This is a genomic window from Nocardia alni, assembly GCF_019038435.1.
GTDB classification, from domain to species: Bacteria; Actinomycetota; Actinomycetes; order Mycobacteriales; family Mycobacteriaceae; genus Nocardia; species Nocardia alni.
This window is the reverse complement of record NZ_JAGPOX010000036.1, coordinates 48,414-69,349: the sequence shown is the minus strand read 5'-3', so window position 1 is coordinate 69,349 and position 20,936 is coordinate 48,414. Positions and strand designations below refer to the sequence as shown.

Sequence of the window (20,936 nt, the reverse complement as noted above, 5' to 3'; positions counted from 1 at the left end):
CATCGTCGGCAGCGTCAGATGTGTATAAGAGTCAGCCTCAGCGCCTACCTCGCCGCGATCGTGGCCTCCGAAGCCGCACGAGTCACGCACGCAGCCAACCACGTCCGCAACAAAACCCTGTTCCGCGCCGCACTCACCCTCGGCCGACTGATCAGCGCCGGGCATCTCGACCAGGACCACGTTCGCGCGGTACTCACCGCAGCCGCCACACCCCACATCGGTCATCACGAATTCACCGCCGCCGAACTCGAACGCACCCTATCCCGGGGCCTGGCCTACGGCGCACGTCATCCCCGCCACCTCGACACCCAACACACCACGAATCCCGGAGGCCCACAATGAAAGCCGAAATCAGCCGCTGCGAAGTGTCTCCCATTTCTCCCGACGCCGAATGGCTCCGCGACTCCACCCGCACGGTCCGCTGGCTGCCCCGACGCGCCTACGAACCAGACGCCGACGCCATCACCACGCACGGCACCACCACTGCCGCCATGATCGCCTACCTGCGCGCTCAGGAATCGTTCACCGCCTCCCTCGCACCGATCGTCGACACCGTCCCCGAGGACCAGTGGCTCTTCGCCGAACGCCCGCTCCCCACCCGCACCTCCATCCACACCTTCGTATTCCTCTACGACTGCACCGACACCGAACGAGCCCAGGTGTTCAAGGCGGTGACCCGATAATGGGCCGCCCGACCGGCGCCACCAAGCGCCACTACACCCCGCTGCCCGATCGCGGTATCGGCTGCTGGGAATGCGGGCAACCCGCCACCTGGTGGGCCGACTGGAAACACAACGGCTACAAACGATTCGTCTCCACCGCCTACTGCGACCGCCACGGACACAACGAACTCCGCAGCCCATCCACCACGGCACGCAAAATCCGTTGAACAACAATACTCTTCACGTTTGACACTGAAAACCTCATCCAACACACCACCGGAATCCACTCCGTTACCAACTTTACATCCCAATCACCTTCTACAGCAGCCTAATTCACTTGCTGATACGCATCCAGCGCTCCCGTACACAGGCCGATACCACTCGGCCATCTCGGGGCTCTTGTGTACGTCCAATCGGCGAATTCACCGATTAAACTCGGCGCAACAGCTGCGAAAAGCGCTACACCGAGGCGCTTTTCGACCACATGATCTCGCATCCGAGCGGCGTTCCGCGATGCGTTTCTTCCCAACTCCGTTCTCTTTCAAGGGGTGTGGTTCTCATGCTCGCATTGATGGATTGGTTCTGCGGTGCTGGCGGTTCCAGCATAGGCGCGCATCTCGTCCCCTGGGTCCACGTCGCCCGGGCCGCGAATCACTGGGATCTGGCCATCGAGAGCCATGCCTCCAATTTCCCGGCCACCGACCACTATATCGGCGATATCCGCACAGCGCCGGTCGAACGCTGGCCTGTCGCCGACCTGCTGTGGGCCAGCCCCGAATGCCCGCAATGGTCCGCCGCCCGCGGCGTCCATCCCGAATACCGCAACAGCCTGCAAACCGACCTTCTCGACCTGCCCTGCGACCAGGACGCCGAGCGCTCCCGGGCCCTGATGGAGGAGATCCCCCAGTACCTGCGCGGCGTCATCTCTCGCGGCGGGCGAGTCACCGCCGGGATCGTGGAGAACGTCATCGAGGTGCGCGGCTGGGACCAGTGGCACCGGTGGGTCGGCGAGATCCGCGCACTGGGCTACCGCACCCGCCTGATCGCGATGAACTCCATGCACGCCCAACCCGTGCGCACCGGTGCCGCGCCGCAGAGCCGTGACCGCCTGTATCTGGCGTTCTGGGACGCCAGGTTGAGCCGAGATCCCGACTGGGACAAATGGTTACGTCCTCGCGCCTGGTGCCCCGCCTGTGACGAATGGGTCTACGCCCTTCAGGTGTTCAAGCAGCCCCACGCCGACATGGGCCGGTACCGCCAGCAGTACCACTTCCGCTGCCCCCACACCCGCTGCCGCAACACGATCCTCGAACCACCGGCCCTACCCGCGCTGGCCGCGATCGACTGGACACTGCCCGGCCAGCGCATCGGCGACCGGACCCGGCCCCTCGCGGACAAAACCCTGGACCGCATCCGCGTCGGGCTACACCGCTACACAACCCCAGTCCCGTTGATGGTCCCCGCAGGCGGCACCTGGCGCGAGACGGCCTCACCGGTCACGATGCCGATGCCCACGCGCACCACCCGCGACAACGACGCACTCGCGGTCCCGGCGCCCTTCCTGGCGCTGCTGCGTTCCGACCGACCCCGCACCATCGGCCTGGATCAACCACTGGCCACCGTCGTCGCCGACGGCTCCAACCACGCCCTCGTCGTCCCCCCGCTGCTCGTGCCGATGGAAGGACGCGACGGCAAAGAAGCCGCACCCGCCACCGTGCCCCTGCGCACCCAAACCACCCGCGCGGAAACCGCCCTTGCGTTCATACCCCTCATCGCCGAACTACGCGGCGGCGGCTCGCACGCCCGCCCCGTCACCCATCCTCTGTCCGCGGTCACCGCAGGCGGCAACCACCACGCACTGCTCACCCCACCCCCGAAGCTGCCAGCCGAACTCTGGACCGCACAGCTGTACGCCGCATCCAGCACCACCACCCCAGCCGGCACTGCAACCTCCGCCCATCGACCGACCGACGACACCCCAGTGCCTTGCGACATCGACGACGTGCGATTCCGCATGCTCCAGCCCCACGAAATCGCCCTCGCCATGGCATTCACCCACGACTACATCGTCGTCGGCAGCAAACGCGACCGCGTCCGCCAACTCGGCAACGCCGTCACCCCACCCTGCGCAGAAATCCTGGTCTCCGCACTGGTCGAAGCCATCACCGGACAGCAACTCGACCGCACACCCACCCCGGCCCCAGCAGCAGCATAAGGACTTGAATCGCCATGCTCCACAGCCTTGTTCGCAACACATCACACTTCGTCCCAACACCGGACCGCGCTTGGTTCCGACATTCCCTCGCGCGGCGGACGCCGCGTTAGCATCACACACACCGCTGGCACCTCTATCCGGTCGGCTCGGCACCGCACTACGCGCACCGCGGATCACTCCAGGCAGGAGATTGCCTTATAGATCGCCAGATGACTGAATTCGCTCATGGGGTGGTGTTGGAAATCGCCCACAATTCCTGGACCACACCGATGGATGCTTCACGGCTCCCAGTTGGGGTCCTCGGTCGTTCATCGAGGGGTAGTACCGCGGGGGCGTCTGAGCGGCGGGCAGATTTTCCGAGACGCCTGCAGATCCTCAGCGCGATAAGCGCAAAGTCCAAGACGACGTCCACGAATTCGTCGTCGGTGACAACGGTGGCCGCAACGGCGGCGGCTGTGACAACCAAGCCGGCGGTGATAACAACAAGGACAACGACAGCGACGATGGCAGCACCGATGCTGTTGTCGACGGCGCCAGCGATGGCGACGGCACCGACGGCAATGGCGACAATGGCGGCGAGGACGGCGACCGTAGCTCCGAAGGCAGGGATAGCGGCCAGGATCAGGTTGTCGGCAGGGATCTCGCGGCGGCGCCGAAGTTTGGTGGCGGCCCTGCGGAACGAGGGTGCGTGCAGCAGCATGCTGAATGCGAACCCCAGGGTGGGAATCTGTTGGGCGCGCATGTCGTCAAGCGTGCTGTGCCACTCGTCGCGGTATCGATCGCGTTCACTGCGGGGCAGGATGCACACCGTGACAGCGATAAGCAAATCGGGCACGAACTCGGTCCAACGGGACACGAAGGCCATGGTTCAGTACCCCCAGGCGATGTCGGGCGACGGGTTCCCGGTCGCGGTGGGGTGAGAGGAGCCGAGTTTCTGCTGAGTCTCGAGCAAGGCGGCGCGAGCGCGGTCGGCACCGCCGGAGGTGAGCTGGTAGAGCCGGCGACGGCGACGGCCCTCGGCGGACTCGTCGATGTCCTCCCAGTCGCTGGTGATCCAGTCGGCGGCCTCGAGGCGCGCGAGGATCGGGTAGACACTGCCGGTGGGCAGCTCGCACCGCTGGGCCACCCGTAGCCCATAGTTCTCGGCCGCGGGTTGCACGAGGAGGGCCCGTAGCACTGCGAGGGTCTGGAGCGTCATACGCACCTTGTCCGCCATGACAGATAGTCTACACTGGCTATCATGCAACTCTATATAGCCTCGAACAGGCATTACATTGAGAGTGCTGCTCTGATGACCACCGCTGGCGGCCCGGTCCATGCCGGGTCCGGTGTGTTCTGGCTAGCGTGCCTACTGCTACTCGCCATGGCCGCCGTCTGCAGCTTGCTCGCCGGGTTCCTGTCGTGGCGGGGCGGGGCCAACGTCTACAACGCCGCCTTATTCGGGTTCGGTGCCTTTGGCGGGACCACTGGTCTGGGTCTAGCGTTCTTCACACTGGTAACGCACTAGACCAGGCGGCCACTCGTCCCCGCAGTTGGTTTGTTCCACTCGCCCGGTCCGGCGGTGCGGGCACTCCCCACTAACGGTGAGAACTGAGAGTAAGGGCCACCTGGCCCCTGTCTCTATCCACAGGCCATGCTCGGAATGCGCAGGCACAAGATGGGCGTGCTGTGTCCGTGGAGCTGTCGATCAGCCCCCAAGGGGATCAGGGACACACCGGACGCGCAAGGGAGCCCCGCCGAACCCATACATGCAGGCGTGCCGGGGTGGGACAGGCCATCGCTGCGCTCCGGTCGCCTGCGGCGATCCCACCCCGCTCTGCCTGCCGCTGGTGCGCGGCCCCGTTGCGCACCCGGCCCGCCCCTGATGGCGAAGCCGCAGATCGACAGCCCCACGGGCACCGCCCACCAGGGGTTCGAGATCAATCCGAGAGTTTTCCTACTCACGCAAGGAGTTTCGTCATGGCTGGAGAAGCCCCACTCACCCTCACCGGCAACCTCACCGCCGACCCGGAGATACGGTTCACTCCTGGCGGTTCCAAGGTGGCCACGGTCGTCGTCGCCCAGAACTCGCGCGTTCTGAACCAGGCCACCGGCGAGTGGAAGGACAGTGGCGCGGTGTTCATGCGCTGCAACATCTGGGACGAGATGGCCGAGAACGTCGTGAAGTCCCTGTCCAAAGGAACCCGTGTGCTCGTGCACGGCCGGCTGACGCAGAACCGCGTCACCAACGACGACGGCGAGACCCGCACCTACACCGATCTGCGGGTCGACTCGATCGGCCCGGATCTGCGCTACGCGCAGGCCACCGTCAAGAAGATCGCCCGCAACGTCACCGACCCCAGCGAGTCCGCGCCCGCCGAGCCCAGCTCCGTCGAGGACGGCGCGAAGGTGAAGGCGCCGTTCTGACCGAGGCGCTGGGCCGGGCACGTGCCCGGCCCAGCGCACTCTCCCCTACGCCCGGTCCCGTCTCACCCGGGTCCGGGCTCCTCGTTCGTATCCGGTCAGGAGGCGATACTGATGCCGGATTCCGCCGCTCTCCCGCCATGCACCTCCGTGGTGTGCTGGTCCGACACGCTCGTGCCGCCGGTGCCGACCGCTGATGGGTCGCCGTCGCTGGTTACTGCGTCGGGCCCTGTTCCGCCTCGGCTGGCGCTGCTCGAGTTGTTGCATGCCCGCGTTCATGCCCTGGCTGCCGAGAATCGGGCGTTGCAGCGCCGCAATCATCTGCTCGCGGTCGCGCTCGACGACGCCCTGGATCGTGCCAGCGCACACGCGCTGTGCTGCGACAACGAGCAACTCCTCACCACTGCCGCGGCGCGTCACAGCGACCGTTTCGCAGGTTCTGTCTCGTCCCCTATCTAGGCGACCGCTTTCGCGGTGCACTAGAAGGCACACCCGGTTGCCGGTTGTTCGCCTAGGAGGTTGTCTCATGGGTTTGATCTGGCTCGCCGCTATCGCGGTGTTGGTGCTGCTTGTGCTGTGGTGGGCGTTCCCGCTGACCGCCCGCATCCTGGGGGTGCTGGTCGTCCTCGACTCGCTGGGCGCGATAGTCTTGTTTCCCGACCGCGCCATCCCGTATCGGGTGTGGTGGCTGCTGGCCGGGTTCGTCCTGTGGCTGGCCGGGCATTGGGCGTGGGCGGCCAAGCACGGTATATGGGCCTCCCGGATCGCGCTCCGTATCTTCCAGCTGCCCGGCCTGCGGCACCTGATCCCCCGCTCCACCCTGCTCCCGCCACCCGGCCCCACGACCTGAACGCGCCGCCCCGGGCCCGCGGGGCGAGTCCTGCTCTGTGGCCCCACTCTGGTGGAGCAGCCGCCGCAGCTCCGGCACTGCCAGTCCCGTCACCTCGGATAGCCGTGCCTCGTTCATGCCGCGGTCCCGCAGTCGCCGCAATGCCGCCGCGCGCCCAGCGGTGACTTGCGTCAGGGTCTTGTCGTAGGCATTGACCGCGGCGGCGATTGCGGTGTCTCGCCGCGTCACCGCCCGGGCCAGCTGGTTCTCGTGCTTGCGGAATTCCAGCAGATCCGCCTCGGTCGCCTTCGCCACGCGCGCCTGCTCGGCCAGCAGCTGCGCGGCCACCGATCGCGCCCACCGGCGCGCCGACACCGTCCGATCACTCATCCCGGCCTCCCTTCCATCCGATCCCTTCCGCAGCACACGGCTGCTATAACAGGATCGTCTTTCTCGTTCTGTTTCTTTTGCTTCTCCAGTTTCCATTTCCTCTCCCTTTTCCACCATCCCCTCCCATCCATCCTCCCGCAATCACCGAAACCTCTTTTCTACACCTCCCATATGGGTTCTATTTCCAGCGACTGACACACCTCTTGCATCGTCTGCACGCAGGGCGGAGAGCGTTTAATGGGATGTGAATTCCGGTGTTATTTTCGAGTGTGTGATGACGATTCACCGCTTGCACGCCGGAGACGGCTACCTGTACCTGACCAGTCAGGTGGCCAGCGGCGACCGTGTCCGTGACCGGACTCGGGATCTCACCGACTATTACGTCGACACCGGCACTCCGCCTGGTATCTGGACGGGTGCGGGTGCGGAGAAATTAGGGCTCGCCGGTGGGGTGTCCGAGGCGGAGATGGCGGCCTTGTTCGGTGAAGGTTTGCATCCGCAAGCCAATGACATCATCGCTCGTGAAATCGCTGCCGGGAAATCTGTGCGGCAGGCGATCGACGCCGCAAAACTCGGTAATGCGTTCGCCGAATACACCACCCGGCCCTCGCCGATCAACGACCTTTACGACCGCGCGGTCGAGGAATTCACCCTCGCCGAGCGGCGGCGCCCGACCTGGGACGAGCGCACCTCGCTGCGCAGTCATGCTGCCCGCGCCCACCTCACCGCGACCCTGGGCCGGGATCCGAGCCGCGTGGAGATCGAGACCGCTCTCGCCACCGAGAAGGCCGACTCGCGCAAGGCCGTCGCTGGGTTCGACTGCGTATTCACCCCACCCAAGTCGATCTCGATCCTGTGGGGCCTGGGCTCCGAGGAGATCCGCACACAGATTCTGCGCTGTCACCGCGAGGCGGTGCGGGAAACGTTGGCGTGGGCCGAATCCCAGTGTTCGGTGACCCGCCGCGGACGTAACGGGGTGCAGCAGATCGACGCCGAAGGGCTCGTCATCGCGGCGTTCGAGCACTTCGACAATCGCGTCGGCGACTTGAATCTGCACACCCATTCGGTTATTTCCGGCAAGGTTCTCGGCGTCGACGGGAAATGGTCCGCCCTGGATGCGCGGCCGCTGTTCGCCTCCGCCGTGTCGCTGTCGTGCCGGTACAACGCCACCGTCGTGGGGAAGATCCGTCGCAACGTCGGCTTCAAGTTCGAAGCGCGTGCCCGCGGTCGGGGTAAGCAGCCTGTGCTGGAAGTGGTCGGGATCCAGGACGCGATTACCACCGAGTTCTCCCGCACCCCCGACATCATCGCCCGCACCGAACAACTCGTCGCCAAGTATCGCACCGTGCATGGGCACACCCCGTCCACGATCACCCAATACAAGCTCGCGCAGCAGGCCACTCTGGAAACCCGGCATGCCAAGCCGCTGCCGAAAGCGTTGCGAGACATGCTCACCGAGTGGGATGATCGCGCCTGTGTGCTTCTCGGCGACGGGCGCACGGGTGTGCAGTTCATCGCCGACCTGCTCGCCGAGCACACCGCCCCTCAGCCCACACCGTTCGCGCTCACCGATATCGCCGTCGCGGTCGGCGTCGACCTCGGCGGGGTCACCGGCCTGACTGCCGCCACCCACGCCGAACTCGACGCCCGGATAACCGATCGCCTCAATGCCTGCCTGTTCGACAGCCTGGCACAACGCCGCCACGCACACACCGCGGTCCGCACGCTGTTGTCGCGCACACCCACCCGTGATCTGCTCAAGTGGATCGACGCCGCCCATCGCGCGCTACAGCGCAGTGTCTATGACCCGCACCCCCTTTCGCTGGAAGTCCTCGATACCGTCGCGCGCCGGCGTGCCACCTGGACCGAGGCGAATATCCGCTCCGCGGTCGAGGATCGCATCGGGCTCTGCGAGTTCGCCACCGACACCGACCACCGCGCAGCCGTCGAGGAAATCACCACACTGGTACGCGACCAACTATCGCTGCAACTGACCGTCGAACCCGACCTCATCCCGGCGGCCGTGGCCCGCCGCAGCGGCGAATCGGTGTTCACCGTCACCGGCGCCACCCGCTACACCTCCCGGGCGGTCTTGAACACCGAAACCCGTCTGCTGGACGCCGCGAAAACACCCACCGCCGAATCCATTCCCGTCGCCATCGTCGAGCAGGCCATCGACCGGATCCAACAGTCCCACAGTCTGCGCCTGGACGACGAACAGCGCGCGATCGCCCGCTACCTGTGCACCAATGGCATGCTGCTGTCGGTCGCGATCGGTCCGGCCGGCTCGGGCAAAACCACCGCCATGAAGCCCGTCGTCGACGCCTGGCAGGCCACCGGCCGCGGCGTCATCGCCCTGGCACCCTCCGCTTCAGCCGCACGCAAACTCGGTACCGAACTCGGTCTCCCGGCCAAAACCATCGCCAAACTCCTCACCCAAGCCCAGCACGGCCGCCCCACCGGCCTGTCCCCCGGCACGATGATCCTCATCGACGAAGCCGCCATGGCCGCCACTGCCGACCTGGACGCCGTCCTGACCCTCGCCCGCCACCATGGCGCGACCGTGCGGTGCATCGGTGACCCCGAACAGCTCTCCGCCGTCGAAGCTGGTGGGATCCTGCGCACTCTCGCCCGCGACACCCGCACCCCGCATCTGCACCGCCTGGTCCGGTTCACCGACCCCGCCGAGTCCGCCGCCACGCTCGCCGTCCGCGCCGGAAACACGCTGAGGGCGTGGGAGTTCTACGACGAGAACGGCCGCGTCACCCACGGGACGAGCCATCAACTCCGCGCCGACATCCTCACCGCCCACCTGCACGACACCGCCCACGGCATCTCCTCCATCATGATCGCCGCCACCCTCGACAACGTCGCCGCACTCAACACCGGCGCCCAAGCCGCCCACACCGCCACCGGCCGCATCACCACCACCGGCCCCTCGGTCCCGTTGTCCGACAAACACACTGGATATCCCGGCGACACCATCGTCACTCGCCTCAACAACCCCGCCCTGCGCGTCACCGGCGGCCCACGCCACGGCGCCGGAATCGACAACGGCGACCTATGGAAGATCCGCACAATCCACCCCGACGGCTCGCTCACAGCGACCGGCATCGGCCACCGGGGCACCGTCCACCTGCCCGCCGACTACATCACCGACAACGTCGAACTCGGCTACGCCACAACCATTCACCGCGCCCAAGGATCCACCGTCGACCACGCCTACCTACTTATGGACGCCACCTTCGGCCGCGCACTGGCCTACGTCGGACTCACCCGAGCCCGCCTGCTCAATCGCATCTACCTGGCCACCGACCAACTCCTAGACATCACCGGCGACCAACAACCCGACGACCCCCTCACACCCCTCACCATGTTCACCAAAGTCCTCGCCCGCCAAGACGACAACCTGTCCGCGATCGACGTCATGCGCGCCGAGCAAACCAACGCCGACCGCCGTGCCCGCACCGCCTACACCGAGGTCTACCAGCAACTCGCCGACGCCCGCGCCACCCACCTGCTCGACCGCGCCCTACCCGCCGTGTTCCTCCACGAAGCCGCCGCCTCACCGCAATTCCAGAACCTCAAGGACACCATCGCCCTCGCCGACGCACACACGCTCGATACCGGTCAGCTCGTCGCGGCGATCGCCACCAACCACTATCAAGACCTCGGAGAATCACTCGTCAACGCCCACGACACCGCCGCCGTACTACGCGCCCGCGCCGACCGATGGATCCAGAATCACCTGCCACCCCCAGTACCTTCGACAGTGCCGGTATCCACCGAAACACTGACCGACTTGCAACCCGCTGATGCGTTCACCCTCGCTGCCGCTCTCAGCTCGTCAGCCACCTCGGCGACATCGCCTGGACCGTTCCGCGCGTCGCGAGACGTCCCATTCGGCGGCCGATCCCGTCCCGTACCCCCAGCTCACCCGGGCCAGGACACGGCACTCGCCGCATACGCCGAACAGCTCAGACACCGCATCCAGGCAACCACCGACCAACAAATCCTGTCGGTGGCCGACTCCTGTCCCGATCCCCGCGCCAGCACGCCGACCACACCACACCACACGCCTGCCCGGCCGCCGACATCAGACACCCCGCAACCAGCATCAGTTAACCGAGCCCGCCATCGACGAATACAACAGCGGCAATCTCGACGCCGACGCTCCATCTAAGCCAACCCGATTAACCGGGCGCGAACGTCCGGCGCTGCCGGCGAACGCGCGTCGCTTCAGGATGACGGCCGGACGTTGTTGAGACTCCCGCCGGACGCGAACGTCCGGCGCTGCGGCCGCGTTCTGCCTCGCGCAGAAGGCGCGGGCGGCCGTTGAGACTCCCGCCGGATGCGAACGTCCGGCGCTGCGTCAGGAGGCCAGCCAAGGTTTCCCCGCCACCGATGTTGAGACTCCCGCCGGACGCGAACGTCCGGCGCTGCGTCAGGGCGGTCTCACTCTCGAGGACGCGCAGCTGTTGAGACTCCCGGCTGACCGTGTTACTGGTCGTGCCGCCCGGCGAGTTGAGACTCCCGCCGGACGCGAACGTCCGGCGCTGCGTAGTTGAGGTCGTGGAGGTTCGCGCCGTACGGCAGGTTGAGACTCCCGCCGGACGCGAACGTCCGGCGCTGCACTCGCAGCAGAGCGGAGCCATCGCCTACCAGGGAATGCTGTTGAGACTCCCGCCGGACGCGAACGTCCGGCGCTGCCCGAGATCGTTGGTGTCGTCGTCCCGTTGCCGTAGGTGTTGAGACTCCCGCCGGACGCGAACGTCCGGCGCTGCTCTGGCGAGAGATCGGCATCGTCCTTGACGAAACCGTTGAGACTCCCGCCGGACGCGAACGTCCGGCGCTGCCCTGGATGACCTGCAGTTTCTTGTCTTTCAGTATGTTCTGTGACTCCGATCGTGCTGAGACAGACAGCGTTTGTCCTGATCACCGGTTCGGAACCTTCCTGGCACTTTTGTCGCACTTGGGGTTCCGAACCGGGTTATAGGACGAGTGGTGTGTTGTGCGGTGGGGTGATGGCGGCGCCGAGGTGGCGGGCGGTGTCGAAGGTGCCTTTGTCCAGCTGGTAGATGCGTATGCTGTCGAGGGCGGGGGCGATGGTTTTGGCTAGGGCTGCTTCGATTTTGAGTCGGTCGGTGGGGTTGCAGGTGATTTCGAAGACGGATTGTTGGACGCGGTGGCCGTAGCCTTCGCAGATCTTGGCGACTCGGCGCAGGCGGCGGGCTCCCTCGGGCGTGGTGGTCTCGACGTCGTAGGTGATGAGTAATTCCATTACGACACCGTCCACGGGGTGCAAGTGTCGGTGTCGCCGCGCAAGTGTCGGGCGAGTAGTCGGGCCTGGGTCAGTGGGAGCAGGCTTGCTGGGATGCTTTGGTCGAGGTAGGCGTGGTGCCAGGTCCGTTCCCGGGCGGTGGACCATTGTTCGAGGAAGAGTTTGCGGCCGGTATCGGTGAGTTGCACCTGTGCGCCGGGCAGGGTTTCGGTGTGGTCGGGTTTGATCTGGTCTCGGTTGAACAGGGTCAACACGAAGCGGTCGACCAGCAGGGGCCGGAATTCTTCCATAAGATCAAGGGCCAGTGCTGGTTTGGCCGGACGGACGCCGTGGAGGTATCCGATGTACGGGTCGAGTTCGACTTGTTCGATCGCTCCGTGTACTGCGGCTCGCAGCAGTCCGTATCCGAACGACAGCAGGCAGTTGAACGAGTCGGTCGGTGGTCGTCGGCTGCGGCCGGCGCGGGCCGCAGGGGTGAGGGTGGGTAGGGCTTGGAAGTAGTCGCGGGCGGCTCGGCCTTCAATGCCCCGGACTTCATCGAGGTTGGTGCCGTCGGCCAGCGCGGTCAATGCGGTGGCGTGGGTTTGGGCGATGTCGCGCAGCTGGGCTTGGCGTGATCCGGTGAGATCGCGGGCAGCGCGCAGCAGTAGGTCGCGATAATTGTGCAGTTTGCCGGCGACCATGGACTTGGCAATGGAGAGGCGTCGGTCGGTGTCGTCGTGAGCGCGTACCTGTTGAATGCGCAGGTGCGGATTGCCGGTTCGGGGTCCGCCGACACGTGCCAGGAATTTCCCGTTGCGGGTCAACCAGGTGACACCGCGCCCATCCGCGGCGCAGCGGTGCATCAAGTCGTCGGTGACGGTGACACCGTTGAACACGACCAGGTGGTCGAGCCGCACGAGCGGGAAAAGCTGTCGACCGGGCCGATCGGGGTGATAGACGCGCAGGGCGTCGCCGTCCAGGTGAAGGCTGGTGCCTGGGGTTGTCACGTACAGGGTTTTGAGCAGTTCAGTCATCGGTGTCTCGAAGTGGGCGCGGTGTGAACAGGTCGATACGTCGACCGGCGGTTTCTGGTAGGCATCCGGGGCGCAATGAGCATCGGCGGCAACGGTTGTCATGGACCGGGCGAGGCATACTGGAGTGCTCGATCAGTTGACGGAGATGATCCACTGCCCGCTGGAGGGCTGCTGTCAGCTCATCGTCGACGGTGATCAGGTGGCGGCGCCGGTCTTTGCCGGTGAATAACTCACCGTGCGGGACAGGCCGGTTGAACATCTCACGCAGACACAGCACTTGAGCGGCCACTTGCAGGTCGGCAGGTCCGCCGGGGTGTAGCGGCCTGATTTGTGTTCGACAGGGATCAGTCCGTCTCGTGAGCGGTGCACGGTGTCACAGACACCGTGCACCCCGAGCGCGTCACTGTGTACGGGCAGCGACCGCCAGATGCGTGCACCGGCCCGTCCGGTGAGTGTGCCGCCCCGGTCGACGGCCTCGTGGGCGAGATCGCCTCGCACAGTGTCGAGGTTGGACTCGAAATACGATTCCTGCCATATCAATACCGCTTGGCGCGGACAGTACCCGTAGTGCTCGATCGCGGAGATCGGCACGCTCCACCGGTCACCGGGCGGGTGAGGTTTGTTCATGCCCGATCAGTTGAAGACCGGGGTGTAGGTCACACCGGTCGGAAGCCGGTCGGTGTCGACCGTGGCGACGGTGTAGTCGGTGAATCGACGTGGGGCCCAGTCCTCGGCGGGCCGAGTATCCGGGACGGTGGCGGGTTCGACGTGGATCAGGTCGAACAGTTTCTTGTTGGGGGCGTTGCCGAAGGCGTTGTCGTGACTGAACACGTGCAGACCGCGGGCGGTCATCCGTCCGCGCGTCGCCGAGGCGTCGTGGTCGAACATCATTTCCAGCACCTGGTAGAGCAGCTCGAAATCCTTCTCGTCCACGCCGGTTTGCTGGCCACGGGCGGCGGAGTAGGTGATTTCCACCTTGTACAGCCCGTATGGCACAGTCCATTTCGAGCCCATCTCGGTGGATTCGCCGGCCTCGATGTCTTCGCTACGGGTCTGGGTGACCCGGGTGATCGCGTGCTCGGTCGGCAGGATCGGGTCGATGGAGCGGGCCATGCCCAGCTGCAGCGGTCCCCGGATGCTGCCCAGCGCGTTGGTGTCGCCGGTGGACAGCACACCGCCGAACAGCCGGATGTCGGCGTACCGGTCGCACAGCCATGCTCGCGCGGTCTGGGCCTGTTCCGCAGTGAGTTTCGTTTGCTGCCTGCCGTTCTTCTTGGTGTCCTTCGGCGGTTTGGCTGGCGTCGTATCGATCCCGGTGGCTGTCAACGACTCCTTCAGGCGGGTGTTCAACGCGTGTCCAGCTTGGACGAAGATGCCGTAGCGGGGGTTGTCTGCGGCGATCAGAGCGAGGCTGTCGCGGATCTTGCGTTTCAAGCACACGTCGGTGACCAGGCCGTGGCCGGTGAAAATATCTGTGCGGGGCTGGTTTCCGGCGTCGGGGTCACCGTTCGGGTTTCCGTCGGTGACGTCGAACAGGTACACCATGTCGTGGCGCACAGCAGGATTGAGGTGCGCGGTGACCGTAGTGGTCATGGGAGAGCGATCCTTTCGTTGATGAAAACTCACGCCTCAGCGGCGGTGTTCTTGGTGGTCCGGTAGGCCAACTGGTGGTGGTAGCCGAGGATGAAGTGCTCTTGTTGGGTCAAGCTGCTGCGCAACGGAACCCCTCGGATGCCATCGCATTTCTCGTACAGGTCGGTCAGCCGGTTCTGGTGCCAGCGCGCGAGGGCTTCGCCCTGATGGCGCCGGATCTTGGTCAGCCATGCGGCGGAGTCCTTCCAGCCCTGCGTCAGGATCGGCCGGGGTGTTTCACAGGCGCGGCGCCGGAACTTATCTCCGAAAGAGCTGTTCACCTCGCGCCGCTGGTTCTGCTCCTGTTCCGCATCGCTGTCGGATTCGGTTGCCGCAGAGTCAGATTGCGAAGTCCGACGCGTCTTGTAGTGTGCATCTCGCTGGGCATGCTCCATCACCGCGAACAAGCGGCCAGCCAGATAGGCAGTCTCAGTGCATGTCTCATCCAGGGACATTGGTACGGAGGTTCCTTTCGGTTTGTTCGGACGACGACTCAGGGCGAGCCGGACCAGGCTGGCTCGCAGGTCGTCGATGTGCCCGTCGTTGCGGACACGGTGGATCAGGTGGGCTCGCATAGCGGCTGGAACCGGTTCGTTGAGCACGGCAGCCCGAAGGATTTGATTCAGGGCCTGCTCGGGCCGATCCGTGTTCCTGGCACCGAACGGGCGATAGCGACCCGTCGTCTCGTCCCATCGGCCCAAGCACGCCGCCAGTGCCACCGGACTGTGCAGCCACTGTCCCGCGGGAAGATCACGTCCGTCTCGTAGCCGCACCGGTGTCGTGCGGCGAGGGGTGTTCTTGTGATCGGCGAACCAGGCCACGATATTGCTGTCGTGGTCGACGACATTGTGATTCTTGCTGGTCAATGCGATGTCGATCCATTCTCGGACCATGATCCGAGCGACGTTTCCGCCGACCGCCAGCCAGCAGAACCGGCCCTTCAACCGCGATGTGCGCTCCCGCGCCTGTGGTAGCGCAGCGAAAAAGGCGTCGACCTGGGCCGGGTCCGGTTCCATGACCAGATCCATCTGGTCGCTCTCGTCGGTATCGGTCACCCACCAGGCCAGTCGAGTGTCCTGTCCCTCCAGTGTGAGCCTGTGCTTCGAGGACAGGACGCCGGTCAACCCGACCATTACGTCATCAGCGCACGACAGGCAGATCGGTGTGTGGGTCAACTGAGCAACCAAGTCGTAACCGAACACCCGCTCGTTCACGCTGACCAATGCCGCGTCGTTGCTGGCTCCCGGTACGAGAGCGGCGGGCACCTTACCCGGGATCGTGTTCGCCAACGCCCCGCAGGTCCCGCACACCAGACACCGGCCCGACCGCCCGCTCCCCTTGCGCTGCCCGACTTGGGTCTTCCAGAATCCGGCCGCGCTCGGACTGCGATAGGCGAATTGCCCGTTCACCGCGAGCACGACCCCGTCCTTGGCGCGAATCTCCTGCGGCCGATCAATTTTCGCGAGCGCCCCGGACCTGTACAGCTCCACCAGGACGTGCGGAACACCGTCCTGCGCGACCGGTATCGTCGCGGCCCATTCCCGGGTCAACTCGACGAACGCGGCATGGCATTGCGTGACCCTCGCCGACTGGGTCGTGTCATCACCCCAGCCCAACACGTACTGCACGTCATCAGCCGCGAGCTGCGGTGCCACTGCCACGGTCCGCGTCGACGCGGGCACCGTGTGCACCACGCCGCGGGCAGGTTTGTCGACATCCCGCACCGGCTCGAGGACCGGCGGCCCGGTGATGCGACCCCCCGCAGCGGGAATGTCTACCTTCCAACGGAATTCACGCTCCCGATGAAACGGGGGGATGTCACCGCGATGCTCGTCGGCATACGCGGTCAAGCGCTGCAACAACATTCACCGCTCCTGGATCTCGTCGTCACCCAAGCCATACCGCGGGACCATCAGCGTGCCGTCACGTAGCTTCGCGTGAAACCATTTCGACTGCCGCGGAGTCGACAAGTAATCGATGCTGTGCAGCATCGTGCCCAGCTCCGCGGACAACTCGATCGGCTTGTCCTCATCGGGCTCCTGGAAATACGCCGGGAACTCCCGTGTCCCCAGGTACGGCTGGGAAAAGCACTGACCACGCTGCACCCGGCGCCGCATCTGATCCCGATACGCCGCCTCCGCCTTGCCCGCCCCCGGAAGCACGTCGATCTGGGCGAAGATCCGATACCGGACATCCTTGAGGCACAGGGCATTCCGCTGCACCCGATGCCCTGCCGCATCCACGGTCCTGTCCCCGCCGACGGCATCGCTCAATGACACCAGATCAGTCGTCTCGTTCCTGCGCAGCGTGAACGTCCGGATCGGCTCCAGCACCTCGATTTTCTGAATCCGGTACAGGAACTGCGGTTTCCAATAAATCGCCTGTAGCACCCCCACCGCGGCAGTAGGCGTCATCACCGAATACGTCGTACGCTCCGCCGTCAAACCCGGCTGCGTGAACAAGGCCCCCGACCCACCCACCTGAACCACCAACGACACACTCCACCCCTTTCGCATGAGCCAATAACGCGTACGAGCCACCGTCAGGTGGACTCGCGAAAACCTATGTCCCGCATCATGCACGAGACCACCGACAAGTAACCGCCAAGCCAGAACGCCCGGCGCTGCCCCAACAGGTCGAGCGAGATTGAGCCTCCGAATCAGCACTGCTGCTTCATGTTTTCTCGGAGGCTCCAACCCTTCGACTCGATGAGTATTGGCGGTTCCCGCCGCGAAATCAAGACGCCAGCATAGTAAATACTCAGCAATCATACAGTGCTGCAAAGTAATTCAGATAGACCAGTTGGTATTCATCCGCCATTATCAGGGGCAGCCCGGACGCACGCAGAAAACGTCGGACGAATCGATCGCCAGTCCGACGTTTTCATACGCCTACGCGATAACACTTTGAGATTCTCGCCAAACCCTAGGCTCGGCGCGGCCAATTTTTGGCAGCTTTCGAGCCTACCGCCTCGTTGGATTCTCGCCCACAAACGTGCACCGCTACAACACGACCTGCGGATCCGTTGCCCTCCACAACCATTGAGATTCTCGCCGAACACGCCTTGCCCTACGTAAGAGGTGTTCATACTATGAACACCCCTGATGTCGAGATTCTTTGCCGAACGCGGACGCCCGGTGCCGCATCGACACGTAATCCCTTGCCTCACAAGCCCTCCGCGTTGGGATTTATGCCGGATCCGGAGGTCCGGCCCTGCAGCCGGAGATAGCCGCACCGAAAAAGGCTGCGAACAAGTTGAGATTCTCGCCAGACCCGGAGGTCCGGCGCTGCGCAGTCGATCGAGCGCAGCCGCCACGCACACGAGGTTGAGATTCTCGCCGGACGCGAACGTCCGGCGCTGCCGTGTCCGCGTGCTCGCGCATCAGCCCGGCCAGGTGTTGAGATTCTCGCCGGACGCGAACGTCCGGCGCTGCTCAAGTGAGGACACCATGACTGTCACACGCGACGGTTGAGATTCTCGCCGGACGCGAACGTCCGGCGCTGCGGCGAAGGCGTCCTCAGTCGACAGCGCGAACACCCGGGGTTGAGATTCTCGCCGGACGCGAACGTCCGGCGCTGCCGATGCCGATGTTCTGGACTGAAGCCGTCGAGGGCGTTGAGATTCTCGCCGGACGCGAACGTCCGGCGCTGCTGGAGGTCGCGCTCGTCGGCGACCGTGGTGGGGTCGTTGAGATTCTCGCCGGACGCGAACGTCCGGCGCTGCCCTGCCTGAACTGGGACTTCTCCCTGTAGGCCAGCTGCCTCAGGCAGATTTCGGCTGCCCGGCGTGACAAACCGCCTGATCGTAGGTTCGGAACCCTCCTGGGGATTCGGTCGCACTAGGGGTTCCCAACCTGCTCGAAGGTCTCGGTATCGAGTTAGATGACGAGGTCTATCTCGTTCTCATCCAGTCCCACCCCGCGGCAGGTGTTCGGGTCCCAGTCGTAGATGCCGTTCCATCGGCCCAGATCCCCGACGACGGGACTGATCAGCGCGGACACACTCGGCGCGGACGCGGTTCGTTCACCAAGTTGCACAATCCACGGCTGCAACATCCGCAATGCCGCACCCGCGCTGGTCGTCCCAGCGGCGAGGTCGGCTAACAGCGCTTCCAGTGTGGCCTCGTGTTCGGCATCGGGCACGACTACGGGGACAGACTCGTCCAGAATCATTCGGAACGCCTTCTTCCGATTGCGTGCACCGGTCGCTATGTCCAATGGCCCATCAGCGACAGCGAAATAGTCCAGATCTTCACGATTGGCCTGCACGATCTGACCGACGTTGTCCTTGGACCGGTCTGCCCGTCGGTAATCGAGCTGCAGATCCTCGTATAGTTCGCGGTAGTAGCTAGCCAACATAGCCTGATCATCTAGTTTCGCACCGTGCGGTCCGAAATACTTCACCGTCAGAGCGCATGCGCGCTCGTATTCGGCGGGACGTTTCCCATCCTGCGGATCGAACACGACGACCAGTCCACCCTCACGCAGCTCGCCATTGCGATTGGCCCGACCGCCAGCCTGCTGCAACGAATCCGCCGGCGCCAGTGCGCGCCACACCACCGGGAACGACACGTCGACGCCGGCCTCGATCAGCTGCGTCGATACCAATAACGTCGGCAACCCTGCCGTCAACCGGCTTTTCACCACGGCCAGAACCTGACGCCGATGCTGCGGGCACATCCGGGTCGACAGATGCCATACCTCCTCTCGCTGGACGGATAGCAACCGGTACAGGTTGCGGGCGTCGGCGACCGAATTCACGATCACCATCGCTTGTCTCACCCCGGCGAGTCCGTCGGCTACCTGGTCCCAGCTCAGTTGCGGCTCCAGGCGCCACTCATAATCCACCCGGCGCGCCCGTTCGAACAACGGCTGCGGATCCTCGATCACCTCCGTGACCGATACCCCGGCCCGCTCGGCCGACGGCTTCCACACCGACAACGCCTGGAACTCCGGTTGAGTCGCCGACGTCAACAGCACCGTGGTCCCGAAATCCTCGACCAGCGTGCGCAATCCACTCAAGATCGGCAGCAACAACCGTGTCGGCAATGCCTGCACCTCGTCCAGGATCACCACCGCGTCCGCCAGTCGGTGCAGCTTGCGCACCTGCGAAGGCTTACGCCCGAACAATGATTCGAACAACTGCACCGTCGTAGTCACCACGAACGGCGCGTCCCAGTTCTCCGCCGCCAACCGCGCCCACCGCTCGGCATCGGTCACCGCCCGATCGTCGTCCCCACCGAATCGCACACTCGAATGCTGCTCCAAGACCACCGGCTGCTCATCCGTGTCGAGCAACTCCCGATACACGCCAGCGTTCTGCTCGGTGATCGTGATGAACGGCACCGCCACAATCACTCGCGACTTCCCATGGCGCGCAGCATGTTCCAAACCGAACCCTGCCTGCGCGTACGTCTTGCCCAAACCAGTCGGCGCCGCCAAGCGAAACAACCCCGGCCGCTTCGCCGCCGCGTCAACCGCCGCTTGGTACACCTCGGACCGCATCCGACCTACGTCGGTCACCGGTCCGACGACCTTCTCAGCCCGACGTTGTTCGAATCGCGCCGCGAGTACCCGCATGTCCACTGGTGCCGTCAAGTGCGGCGCGGCGAGCCCACGCCGGTGCGCGGCCGTGTCGAGATGGTCGGCATCCACCATCGCCGAGAACACCATCCGCAACCGCATTTCCATCCCCAGCTTGTCTTTCACCGACCGCCATCGCGACGGATACAACCCTGAGGCCAGTCGAGCACCGGATCCTTCTGGCACCGCCGTCAGGAAACGAACCGCCGCGTCGACATCCGCAGCTGACCAGTCCCCATCCAGGTCGAGATCGTCGAGCGCTCCACGATTTTTCAGGCCGCCGTGGTGCCCTAGGATCGCCAACGCGGCAAAACCGACGGCCTTCGTTGTCAGCCGCGCCCCCAACTCCTTGTGCGGCACTCCTACCGGGTTATCGGTACCCTCCACCTCCAACAACCGATCCTGCCACACACAGGACGCCTTCCCCGCATCATGAAAAAGCCCTAGTACGTATGCCAATTCGCCCGCACCGAACACTGCGGCGAACCTCCTCGCCAACACTGCCGTCGACCGACAATGATCAGCCAGCGCATGCCGAGGACCCAATACGAGCGCCTCATCCGAGCCGCGCTGCCACCGCGCGCTGTGTGCCCAAAGAACCATCCGCACAACGTAAACCCCACCACCGACATCTCAGTGTCGTCCGCGAGGGGCGCGGATTATCTCCAGGCGCATTGCTCACACGTCACCTGCTCCAATGCGGAGGTGAAGTCCCCATTGAGACTCTCGCCGGACGCGAACGTCCGGCGCTGCCTAGCGGGCAGGTCTTGCATTGCCGGGCCGAGCCCTTGTTGAGATTCTCGCCGGACGCGAACGTCCGGCGCTGCTCCTCGGCGCCGGAGTATCCGGTCGGCGGCGTCGCCCTGTTGAGATTCTCGCCGGACGCGAACGTCCGGCGCTGCGAGCCCGCTCGGCTGCGTCCAGGT

The 20,936-nt window shown here is 65.0% G+C and carries 18 protein-coding genes and 3 CRISPR repeat arrays (1 of these 21 only partly in view); of the genes, 8 read left to right on the top strand and 10 right to left on the bottom strand.

Features of this window, described 5'->3' with window-relative positions; all coding sequences use genetic code 11:
• From JZ791_RS47325 to JZ791_RS16250, 4 genes are all read left to right on the top strand, one after another.
• Positions 1-342, top strand: a 342-nt coding sequence (locus JZ791_RS47325) for a hypothetical protein (RefSeq protein ID WP_216895702.1), incomplete at its 5' end; no start/stop codon positions are given.
• Positions 339-683 (top strand): hypothetical protein, encoded by a 345-nt coding sequence (locus tag JZ791_RS16260; protein ID WP_216895700.1) that lies wholly within the window; start codon positions 339-341, stop codon positions 681-683. The genes JZ791_RS47325 and JZ791_RS16260, both read left to right, overlap by 4 nt.
• Positions 683-889 carry a hypothetical protein gene (locus tag JZ791_RS16255; protein WP_216895699.1) on the top strand — a complete coding sequence of 69 codons (207 nt, stop codon included), beginning with the start codon at positions 683-685 and terminating at the stop codon, positions 887-889. Before JZ791_RS16260 ends, JZ791_RS16255 begins: the two co-directional genes overlap by 1 nt.
• Positions 890-1,221: 332 nt before the next feature.
• Positions 1,222-2,877: a DNA cytosine methyltransferase gene (locus JZ791_RS16250; protein WP_216895697.1), complete on the top strand. Its 1,656-nt coding sequence runs from the start codon at positions 1,222-1,224 to the stop codon at positions 2,875-2,877.
• A gap of 223 nt (positions 2,878-3,100) precedes the next feature.
• On the opposite strand, the gene JZ791_RS16245 is transcribed toward JZ791_RS16250, so the two are convergent.
• On the bottom strand, positions 3,101-3,742 hold the full coding sequence (locus JZ791_RS16245; RefSeq protein WP_216895695.1) for a hypothetical protein: 642 nt from the start codon (positions 3,740-3,742) through the stop codon (positions 3,101-3,103).
• A gap of 3 nt (positions 3,743-3,745) precedes the next feature.
• Positions 3,746-4,093: a PadR family transcriptional regulator gene (locus JZ791_RS16240; protein WP_216895694.1), complete on the bottom strand. Its 348-nt coding sequence runs from the start codon at positions 4,091-4,093 to the stop codon at positions 3,746-3,748.
• A 743-nt stretch (positions 4,094-4,836) separates the two neighbouring features.
• On the opposite strand from JZ791_RS16240, the gene ssb reads away from it, so the two are divergent.
• The 4 genes from ssb to mobF all read left to right on the top strand — a co-directional run bounded on the left by ssb (position 4,837) and on the right by mobF (position 10,682).
• Positions 4,837-5,283 carry a single-stranded DNA-binding protein gene (gene ssb, locus JZ791_RS16235; protein WP_216895692.1) on the top strand — a complete coding sequence of 149 codons (447 nt, stop codon included), beginning with the start codon at positions 4,837-4,839 and terminating at the stop codon, positions 5,281-5,283.
• Between the two features lie 111 nt (positions 5,284-5,394).
• Entirely contained in the window at positions 5,395-5,739 is a 345-nt protein-coding gene (locus tag JZ791_RS16230) for a hypothetical protein (RefSeq protein ID WP_216895690.1), read from the top strand.
• A gap of 67 nt (positions 5,740-5,806) precedes the next feature.
• Complete coding sequence (locus JZ791_RS16225) at positions 5,807-6,130, top strand: hypothetical protein (protein ID WP_216895688.1); 324 nt, start codon at positions 5,807-5,809, stop codon at positions 6,128-6,130.
• A gap of 643 nt (positions 6,131-6,773) precedes the next feature.
• Complete coding sequence (mobF, locus tag JZ791_RS46280; RefSeq protein WP_216895686.1) at positions 6,774-10,682, top strand: MobF family relaxase; 3,909 nt, start codon at positions 6,774-6,776, stop codon at positions 10,680-10,682.
• Positions 10,683-10,759: 77 nt separating this feature from the next.
• Positions 10,760-11,355: a CRISPR direct-repeat array (repeat unit 37 nt; unit sequence GTTGAGACTCCCGCCGGACGCGAACGTCCGGCGCTGC).
• Between the two features lie 134 nt (positions 11,356-11,489).
• On the opposite strand, the gene cas2 is transcribed toward mobF, so the two are convergent.
• The 8 genes from cas2 to cas3 form a co-directional block, all read right to left on the bottom strand.
• Positions 11,490-11,795, bottom strand: coding sequence for a CRISPR-associated endonuclease Cas2 (cas2, locus tag JZ791_RS16215; RefSeq protein ID WP_216895684.1), 306 nt, complete (start codon positions 11,793-11,795; stop codon positions 11,490-11,492).
• A complete protein-coding gene (cas1c, locus tag JZ791_RS16210; protein ID WP_216895682.1) occupies positions 11,780-12,796 on the bottom strand; it encodes a type I-C CRISPR-associated endonuclease Cas1c in 1,017 nt (338 codons plus the stop codon). Before cas1c ends, cas2 begins: the two co-directional genes overlap by 16 nt.
• Positions 12,789-13,055: a CRISPR-associated protein Cas4 gene (locus tag JZ791_RS46815; RefSeq protein ID WP_368858329.1), complete on the bottom strand. Its 267-nt coding sequence runs from the start codon at positions 13,053-13,055 to the stop codon at positions 12,789-12,791. Before JZ791_RS46815 ends, cas1c begins: the two co-directional genes overlap by 8 nt.
• Positions 12,992-13,423: a CRISPR-associated protein Cas4 gene (locus JZ791_RS16200; protein WP_216895678.1), complete on the bottom strand. Its 432-nt coding sequence runs from the start codon at positions 13,421-13,423 to the stop codon at positions 12,992-12,994. Before JZ791_RS16200 ends, JZ791_RS46815 begins: the two co-directional genes overlap by 64 nt.
• Before the next feature lie 6 nt (positions 13,424-13,429).
• Positions 13,430-14,389 carry a type I-C CRISPR-associated protein Cas7/Csd2 gene (gene cas7c, locus JZ791_RS16195; RefSeq protein WP_216895676.1) on the bottom strand — a complete coding sequence of 320 codons (960 nt, stop codon included), beginning with the start codon at positions 14,387-14,389 and terminating at the stop codon, positions 13,430-13,432.
• A 29-nt stretch (positions 14,390-14,418) separates the two neighbouring features.
• On the bottom strand, positions 14,419-16,293 hold the full coding sequence (locus tag JZ791_RS16190) for a type I-C CRISPR-associated protein Cas8c/Csd1 (RefSeq protein ID WP_216895674.1): 1,875 nt from the start codon (positions 16,291-16,293) through the stop codon (positions 14,419-14,421).
• The gene (gene cas5c / locus JZ791_RS16185) at positions 16,294-16,926 is read right to left on the bottom strand and encodes a type I-C CRISPR-associated protein Cas5c (RefSeq protein ID WP_216895672.1); all 633 of its coding nucleotides are present in this window, start codon (positions 16,924-16,926) and stop codon (positions 16,294-16,296) included.
• Positions 16,927-17,682: 756 nt separating this feature from the next.
• A CRISPR array of direct repeats spans positions 17,683-18,152; the repeat unit is 37 nt; unit sequence GTTGAGATTCTCGCCGGACGCGAACGTCCGGCGCTGC.
• Between the two features lie 154 nt (positions 18,153-18,306).
• On the bottom strand, positions 18,307-20,613 hold the full coding sequence (gene cas3, locus JZ791_RS16180; protein WP_254205792.1) for a CRISPR-associated helicase Cas3': 2,307 nt from the start codon (positions 20,611-20,613) through the stop codon (positions 18,307-18,309).
• Positions 20,614-20,726: 113 nt separating this feature from the next.
• Positions 20,727-20,936: a CRISPR direct-repeat array (repeat unit 37 nt; unit sequence GTTGAGATTCTCGCCGGACGCGAACGTCCGGCGCTGC) (it continues 492 nt past the right edge of the window).

Bases quoted from the DNA above. Each gene is read 5' to 3' on its own strand.
- JZ791_RS16260 (WP_216895700.1), top strand. From the start codon at position 339: ATGAAAGCCGAAATCAGCCGCTGCGAAGTGTCTCCCATTTCTCCCGAC.
- JZ791_RS16255 (WP_216895699.1), top strand. From the start codon at position 683: ATGGGCCGCCCGACCGGCGCCACCAAGCGCCACTACACCCCGCTGCCC.
- JZ791_RS16250 (WP_216895697.1), top strand. From the start codon at position 1,222: ATGCTCGCATTGATGGATTGGTTCTGCGGTGCTGGCGGTTCCAGCATA.
- JZ791_RS16245 (WP_216895695.1), bottom strand. From the start codon at position 3,742: ATGGCCTTCGTGTCCCGTTGGACCGAGTTCGTGCCCGATTTGCTTATC.
- JZ791_RS16240 (WP_216895694.1), bottom strand. From the start codon at position 4,093: ATGGCGGACAAGGTGCGTATGACGCTCCAGACCCTCGCAGTGCTACGG.
- ssb (WP_216895692.1), top strand. From the start codon at position 4,837: ATGGCTGGAGAAGCCCCACTCACCCTCACCGGCAACCTCACCGCCGAC.
- JZ791_RS16230 (WP_216895690.1), top strand. From the start codon at position 5,395: ATGCCGGATTCCGCCGCTCTCCCGCCATGCACCTCCGTGGTGTGCTGG.
- JZ791_RS16225 (WP_216895688.1), top strand. From the start codon at position 5,807: ATGGGTTTGATCTGGCTCGCCGCTATCGCGGTGTTGGTGCTGCTTGTG.
- mobF (WP_216895686.1), top strand. From the start codon at position 6,774: ATGACGATTCACCGCTTGCACGCCGGAGACGGCTACCTGTACCTGACC.
- cas1c (WP_216895682.1), bottom strand. From the start codon at position 12,796: ATGACTGAACTGCTCAAAACCCTGTACGTGACAACCCCAGGCACCAGC.
- JZ791_RS46815 (WP_368858329.1), bottom strand. From the start codon at position 13,055: ATGTTCAACCGGCCTGTCCCGCACGGTGAGTTATTCACCGGCAAAGAC.
- JZ791_RS16200 (WP_216895678.1), bottom strand. From the start codon at position 13,423: ATGAACAAACCTCACCCGCCCGGTGACCGGTGGAGCGTGCCGATCTCC.
- cas7c (WP_216895676.1), bottom strand. From the start codon at position 14,389: ATGACCACTACGGTCACCGCGCACCTCAATCCTGCTGTGCGCCACGAC.
- JZ791_RS16190 (WP_216895674.1), bottom strand. From the start codon at position 16,293: ATGTTGTTGCAGCGCTTGACCGCGTATGCCGACGAGCATCGCGGTGAC.
- cas3 (WP_254205792.1), bottom strand. From the start codon at position 20,613: ATGGTTCTTTGGGCACACAGCGCGCGGTGGCAGCGCGGCTCGGATGAG.